The 7,154-nt window shown below is 44.6% G+C and carries 6 protein-coding genes; 2 read left to right on the top strand and 4 right to left on the bottom strand.

All coding sequences use genetic code 11. The annotated features are described in order from the left end of the window. From ACJ751_RS21720 to ACJ751_RS21710, 3 genes are all read right to left on the bottom strand, one after another. The coding region (locus tag ACJ751_RS21720; protein WP_407747625.1) for a DUF5107 domain-containing protein at nt 1-1,345 on the bottom strand (1,345 nt) is incomplete at its 3' end. 98 nt (nt 1,346-1,443) lie between these two features. Next, the gene (locus tag ACJ751_RS21715) at nt 1,444-2,781 is read right to left on the bottom strand and encodes a sugar porter family MFS transporter (protein WP_407747624.1); all 1,338 of its coding nucleotides are present in this window, start codon (nt 2,779-2,781) and stop codon (nt 1,444-1,446) included. A 26-nt stretch (nt 2,782-2,807) separates the two neighbouring features. After that, complete coding sequence (locus ACJ751_RS21710; protein WP_407747623.1) at nt 2,808-4,760, bottom strand: glycoside hydrolase family 2 protein; 1,953 nt, start codon at nt 4,758-4,760, stop codon at nt 2,808-2,810. An 86-nt stretch (nt 4,761-4,846) separates the two neighbouring features. Here ACJ751_RS21710 and ACJ751_RS21705 point away from each other — a divergent pair, with 86 nt between their 5' ends. Next, nucleotides 4,847-5,851 (top strand): AraC family transcriptional regulator, encoded by a 1,005-nt coding sequence (locus ACJ751_RS21705; protein WP_407747622.1) that lies wholly within the window; start codon nt 4,847-4,849, stop codon nt 5,849-5,851. A gap of 167 nt (nt 5,852-6,018) precedes the next feature. Then, on the top strand, nt 6,019-6,351 hold the full coding sequence (locus ACJ751_RS21700; protein WP_407747621.1) for a YegP family protein: 333 nt from the start codon (nt 6,019-6,021) through the stop codon (nt 6,349-6,351). A gap of 62 nt (nt 6,352-6,413) precedes the next feature. Here ACJ751_RS21700 and ACJ751_RS21695 read toward each other — a convergent pair whose 3' ends face one another. Further along, complete coding sequence (locus ACJ751_RS21695; RefSeq protein WP_407747620.1) at nt 6,414-6,986, bottom strand: DKNYY domain-containing protein; 573 nt, start codon at nt 6,984-6,986, stop codon at nt 6,414-6,416. Between the last annotated feature and the right edge of the window lie 168 nt (nt 6,987-7,154).

The raw sequence follows: 7,154 nt of genomic DNA, 5'->3' as shown, positions 1-7,154 counted from the left end.
GTATTTCGTTCTTTTTATTCTTTACCGGTTCATATCGCAATACTTCTTTGCCAGCTGCATTGGTAAGAACGAATAATATATTCTCCGGCGTTGTTTCTTTATCTACCGCTATAGACCTGGTATATAATTTTTCCGGCGATACCTCAACTACTTCATTAAGTAAAGATTTACCAGCACTATTAAATAGCTCTAATGTAAGTTCATGCTGTTTTGACGTGGCAAACAGTTTTATCACCAGGTTGTCATTGTCTTTCTCCAAATTCACCAGCAGGTCTTTTGATGCATTCTTCACCAGTCCCAGTTCGCGGTAAGGCATAAAATACTGGGTGAAGGTTTTTTCTTCATAAGGCATCAACCACGAGAAGTCGGGCTGGTTATCGGTGAACACGCCGGTCATCAGTTCAATATACGGACCATCTTCATCTGTCAGGTTGCGGTCCCAGGCAACCCCAAAATCACTATGGCCCCAGGTCCATTGTTTTTTACCGGGCGACACATGGTGATTGGCCACATGCAACACACCGGCTTGGGTATCGTGTTCGTACCCACCCACAAAATCATAATCTGAGTTGATGGCCATATACGAAGTAGGCACCGGGATGTTTTTGTAACGCGAGATATCTGTGCCGGGTGAATAATCTACTTTATAGTAAGTGCCCGTTGCAATGGGAAAAGTAGATACATCGCGTTTACCATGATCGAACACCGCATTTACATCGGGCGGAAATACGCTTTGGTAATCATCATTCACTTTTACCGCCGGGTTGGCCCACCATAAAAAAGTTTGTGGCAGGGGTGTGCGGTTGTACAATTGCGCTTTTATTTCCAGATAGGCTTTGCCTGGATGCAGGGTAAAACCAGCCATCCCTTTTGTGCGGAACATGCGCTCCACTTCGTTCACCCAAATGGTTTTGCTGCCATCTTCATGTTCTTCAATTGACCAGTCAACCGCTTCAAACGTACTGGGGCGATGGTGCTGCGGCCAGTTGAATTCAATCCCACCCGAGATCCAGGGACCACACAACCCCACCAGCGCGGGTTTTATTACCTGGTTGTAATAAATAAAATGCCGTCGCTTTATTTTATCATACGCCATCTGCACACGTCCGCCCAACTCGGGCAGGATCATTATTTTCAAATATTCATTTTCGAGGAACAACCCATTATAGGTTTTATCCTGTTTTTCATCATAGATCTTTTCAATAACCGGGTGCGGATACACTACACCGCTACTCCCCTGGTAGACTCTTTTTTCGAAGAACATCGGGTTTTTATCGGGCGCACCTATTCCATATGTTGGTATGGTTATATTTTCCTGCCACACTTTTACTCCTGAACTAGCCATTGTATTTGATTGTATTATTCGTTTGTTAAGTTGAGAGTTGACCAGTTAACCTGTTCACCAGTTAACCAGTTAACCTGTTAACCAGTTAACCAGTAAAATCAATGAAAGCCTCCACTTATTTCTTCTAAAGTTTTCCCTTTTGTTTCGGTTATTCGGTTCCGAATAAATAAGAATCCTAATATGCAAACACCGGCGTAGATATAGAACGGAACATAGGTGCCTAGTTTTTTCGCCAGGATGGGATAGGTGAACACCAGTAAAAAGTAAGCGGCCCACAACGCCAGCACCGCCACGGTGGTAGCACGCGCCCTGAGGTGATTGGGAAATATCTCTGCAATAAGCACCCAGGTCACGGGCGCCAGTGAAGTAGCATACAAGGCTATCCCGATCAACACAAAAACCGATACCATACCCGCCGCGGCCTGGTGCTGTAACAACAACGCCAGCACCACATAGATAACTGATAACCCCGCTGCACCGGCTAACATCAAAGGTTTGCGGCCCAGCTTATCAACCTGCCACATAGCCAGTAGGGTAAACAACAAATTCACGGCACCAATAGAAACCGTTTCAAACAATTGCTGATTGAGATTGGCGCCTACCGATTCAAAAATGGTAGACGTATAATTGAACACCACATTAATGCCGCAGAACTGCTGAAACACCGCAAGTATAATTCCAGGTATTATAAACCGGCGCACCGATGGCGACCAGATGCCGGCCAGGGAAACAGGCCGCGCCCCCTGTAATGATCTTTTAATATCCGTCACCGTATGTTCTGCATAATCGGGATTGCCGATCTTCCCTAAAATACGTCTTGCTCTCTCTTGTTGATTGGTCTGCATCAACCAACGCGGGCTTTCGGGCAACCAGATCACCCCCAACAGAAAAAACAACGAAGGCACAGCGCCCAGCCCAAACATCCAACGCCAGGCATTGGCGCCTGTATCGGCCAGGAAATAATTTACGAGGTTGGTAATTAAAATGCCAATTACAATAGTGAGCTGGTTAATGGCTACATTACGGCCACGCACGGCTGCGGGTGAGATCTCTGCAATGTACATGGGACTTAACATGGAAGCCATCCCCACGCCAATACCTGCGCCCAAACGCATGCTGATAAAAATGCCCAATGAATTTGCCAACCCCATCCCTACTGATGATAAAGCAAAGATGATTGCCGCCGTCATTAAACCAGGTCTGCGACCATATTTATCAGCGAGCGAGCCGGCAATTAAACAACCCACAATACAACCCAGGGCCAGGGAGCCTGTCAGCAACCCTTCCTTCCAGGGTTCCGCCAGATCAAAGGTCTTTTTTAAGAATGGCAAGGCACCGGAGATCACCGCAAAATCAAATCCAAACAAATAACCACCCAGCGCGGAGATAAAAGAGATGGCTAAGATATAGCTGGAATTAAAACGATGTTGGGTCATGGCAAACAATTGTTGTGATAATTCTTTTAATGAACAAATGGGTAACTGGTTACCCGGTAACCAGCCGGTGTACAAATATCAAAACCAGCGCGGGCGTTCATCCCTGCTAATGTTATAGTGGCGGTTTCGCCCGGTTTTAGCGTTGGCAGTTTTTGTTGTATCAATTTATTCTGCGCATTCGGCCAGGTAACTGAAAAACCGGTGATCGTATAGGAAGGCAGCTCATTTTTATTCTGTAACATTACCTGTACCGTTGTATCGTTCAGCTTTTTTACATTGGTAATAAGAATGGGTGATGCCAGTTGCTTGAACACATAGTAAGACGATTTCTTTTTAAAATACAGATCGGTAATACCGTGGATGCGCGCCTTATAATTATCGGAACCATCCTCCCCCATTTGCGTGCGGTAATCGTTCAAACAAAAATAGATGCAACCCACAATGTATTTCCGTTTAGCCCACTCGTGATAATGATAGGTCATGTCTTCAATCCTTCGCAGATCGCCACCGGCAAAACGAGGTTCACACAAACCGTTCTCCGTGATCAGCAAAGCGCGGTCGCCAATGCAACTTTCAATTTCGGCAAAATAAGCAGGTGTTTCCTGGGTACTTTTTCCATACCAGGTACCAATGTATTCATTCCAGGTTGGCAGATCGCCGATAAACGAGGCATCATGTTGTTTAAGCCGGAATGTTATGTTCGATACCACATTCGCCAACCGGGTACTATCCAGTGATCTTACAAACTGTTTTAATTGTTTGTATTGTTCAGGGGCAAGACTATCGCCATGCACTTCATTGCTGATACCCCAGGCAAAGATGCAGGGATGGTTATAATCGCGTTCGATCATTTCTGTAAACTGCTTACGCGCCACTTCTTCCAGTTGCGGCGTTAAATGCTCCGGTTGCTGCCACCAGGGAATTTCAACCTGCAGCAGTACACCTTTTTCATCGAGTTGATCGAGCATATATTCATCCACCTGCCAGTGAAAACGGCTCATGGTCACATTCAGGTCTTTAAACATGTTGGCAACGGAATCCATCACCCAACGCGGTTCGGCGCTGCCATAAGCCGGGTGGCTCGATGGCATGTATTCCAACCCGGGTAAACGCACCGCTTCGTTATTCAGATAAAGTTGTGGTCCGCGTAACTCAATCTTACGACAACCAAATGTATGGGTTACCTGGTCGGTAGGCTGATCGTTTTGCTGCAGCGTTACCTGTACCTGGTAAAGAAAGGGATCATTAAAATGCCAGAGATGCACTTTGCCCAGATCAAGCGTTGCATTAAAATCATCACCTGACTTTGTCAACGCTACTGATTGGGTGAGCACTGTTTTATTCGACCGCTTTTCATTGATCCGAACAACAGCCTGTACTGCTGTCACCTCTTCTTCCCACAATGTAAGATCAAGCTGTGCTTTGGCGGTTGAATCGGCGCAATTGACAGCAGGCGTAATATGCACGTACCGGATAGAAGGTTTGCCTGTTACCTGTAAGCTTACGCCCCGGATGATGCCACCATCGTTACACCAGTCGAACTTTTTTTTGTAAGGCAGATTGGTTTCAGAAAACGCATTGCTTACCGACACCACCAGTTTATTGGGCGAGCCGAATTTCACCTGTTTGGTAATATCCACATAAAATGTGGTATAGCCGGAATTGAGATGTGTGGCCAGTTGAGCGCCATTCAGGTAGATCATGGCATCGTGATAGACCGCATCGAATTTTAACCGTAGTTGTTTATTGCTGTTTTGCGCCGGCACCGTGAATGTTTTTTCATACCAGGCCAGTCCACTGTAATTCTCCAGTCCCTTCATTACATTCCAGGTATGCGGCACCTGAACAGTGGTAGCCTTAGCCGGCAACCCGGCAGCCCAGTTTGACGTTTGACCGGTATGGGTTGAATCGGAGATGAACCGCCAGTTCCCGTTTAAGGAAATGGTACTCCTTCCCTGTTGCGCATGAGAGAATAGCATACAAAATAGTAATACCAGGCAGCAACTGACCCTTTTTTTCATGAATGGAAGCATTGTTTTGATCGTATGAAAATTATTATACAAATATGCCGGATAGCAATAAGCAGGAAAATAGAGATTATTATTTATTTGATGGACAATATTATTTCCCGGGGGTATTATTTATCGATTATATTTATAGACAAATTAAGAAATTGCCTGCCATGCCTGTACCTAAAAAAAGAGAAGGTTTTCAGGGCCAACGGTCCATTGTGCTCCCACGGAAGATCGTAACCGAATTCAGCAACAGCCACACCATTGCATCCGGCATATACATTACAGATATCGGCTATTACCCCAAGGCAAAATACCATTACCGGCAGCGCACGCATGGCAGCGATCAGCATATTCTTATTTATTGCCTGGAAGGCAAAGGCAAGGTACAGGTAATGAAAAACAGTTATGACCTGCAGCCGGGTTCATTCATCATTATACCAGCCGGCACCGCCCATAGCTATTCCTCTGCCGAGGAAGATAGCTGGACAATTTACTGGATCCATTTCACCGGCGCCCTGTCGAAAAAAATGGTGGAAGCTTTTAAGCAAAAAATAAACGGTTATTGCAGCCGGGTGGCGTTCAAACAAAAACGGCTCGACCTGTTTGATGATATGTATGCCTGCCTGGAACGTGGTTATGGCAACGACAACCTGTGTTATGCCAATATATGTCTGCATCATTACATCAGCACCTTTTTGTACGACGATCAATTTAACCTGGCGGAGAAGGTGCATGCCGATGATCCCGTAGAATTGTCCATTAGTTTTATGCAGCAGCATATTGCCAAATCACTTTCGCTGGAAGTCATTGCGAAGTCGGTTAATTTTTCTGCGTCGCATTACTCTGCGCTCTTTCGAAAAAAGACAGGCTTTGCGCCGATCGAATATTTCAATCATTTAAAAATACAGCTGGCCTGCCAGTATTTGCATTTTACCGAATTACGGGTAAAAGAGATTGCCGATAAACTGGGCATTGAAGATCCTTATTATTTTTCGCGGTTATTTACCAAGTTGATGGGCATGTCGCCGAATCAATATCGTAGTAGTAAGCAGTAGCATGGCACTCAGTGCGTACAAATGAACGCAATTAACGATCCCATCAGCCTTGACCAAAATCAATTCTTCGCTCCCTCTCCCATTCTTCCTCATTTTTTCTATATTTTTTCAACTCACAATCGTTAGTTAATATTATTTTAGCGGTTCAGTACCAAAACCTTGCTAGAATGGGAAAATTTATAATCACCAAACGGGTGGATGGAGAATTTCAGTTTAGTTTGACGGCCGGCAATGGCGAAACTATACTCATCAGTGAAGGCTATTCCACCAAATCAAACTGCCAGAACGGAATTGATTCCGTAAAACGCAATGCACCAGATGATAATAAATATGATCTGCGGATAGCATCAAACGGAAAATTATATTTCACCCTGGAAGCGGCCAATGGCCAAACGATTGGCGTGAGCGAATTATACGAAAGTGAAACCGGCCGTAATAATGGCATCTTATCGGTTAAAACCCATGCGCCAGATGCTATTATCCAGGATGCAACTGTTTAGGATGTGCAGAGCAATTCAGCCAATGCGTTCCGAAAGGAGCGCATTTTTTATGTACTAGTTTTTTATTCCTCCTCAAGAACAAGGCCATACCGCTTGTACTTGTCCTCTGCCTCCCATTCTTGTCCCTTCCCCTTTACAAGCCTGAAAGTTTTTGCATCGGCGCCTTCCAGTTTGTCATCGTAGTGATAAACCACTTTATCATCTTTTACATATTCCACATAATGCTTAGCAGTATCCGGTGAATAAAGGATCTGTAGTTTATTAACATCAAGGCTATCCAACTTTTTACCTTCGTAGAAAACAGAATTCCTGTCAACACTATATCCGCCCTCGCAAAGCCTTTTAAAGGTTGCAGCATCTGCCCCTTCAACAATAACCAGGTTACCGCCATCTGAGTTGGCCAAAAAATGATAAACATTATTCCTATCCCGGAAATAGTCTGTTGAATCAATTACTTCATAAGAATTAATATCAACGATCTCCTCAAATGGCCTATCTATTGTTCCATCGGAAAAAGTACTGTCATAATATACTATGAACTCGCAGTTGCACGCACTCTTCCTTCTCGCTCTTGCCATAGCCAGTTTTCTTTCACAAAGCTTTCCTGACCGGCTGTGATAAAAGTCGTATTTCATAACAGTATACTTGGCGCTATCGGCGGGCTCCCTGGCAAAAACTTTGGGACCTTTTGTATTGGTACAGGAAAGAAATATGGTAAAAATGATAATCGAAAGTATAATATAGGGTCGCATACAATTTCGAAAATAATTATTTAACCGGGTTTAACCAAAACCCACCCTGTC

It is taken from the genome of Niastella sp. (genome assembly GCF_045805085.1).
In the GTDB taxonomy this organism is placed as follows: Bacteria; Bacteroidota; Bacteroidia; order Chitinophagales; family Chitinophagaceae; genus Niastella.
Note: the sequence above shows the minus strand (reverse complement) of the source record. Positions and strands in the feature narration are given on the sequence as shown.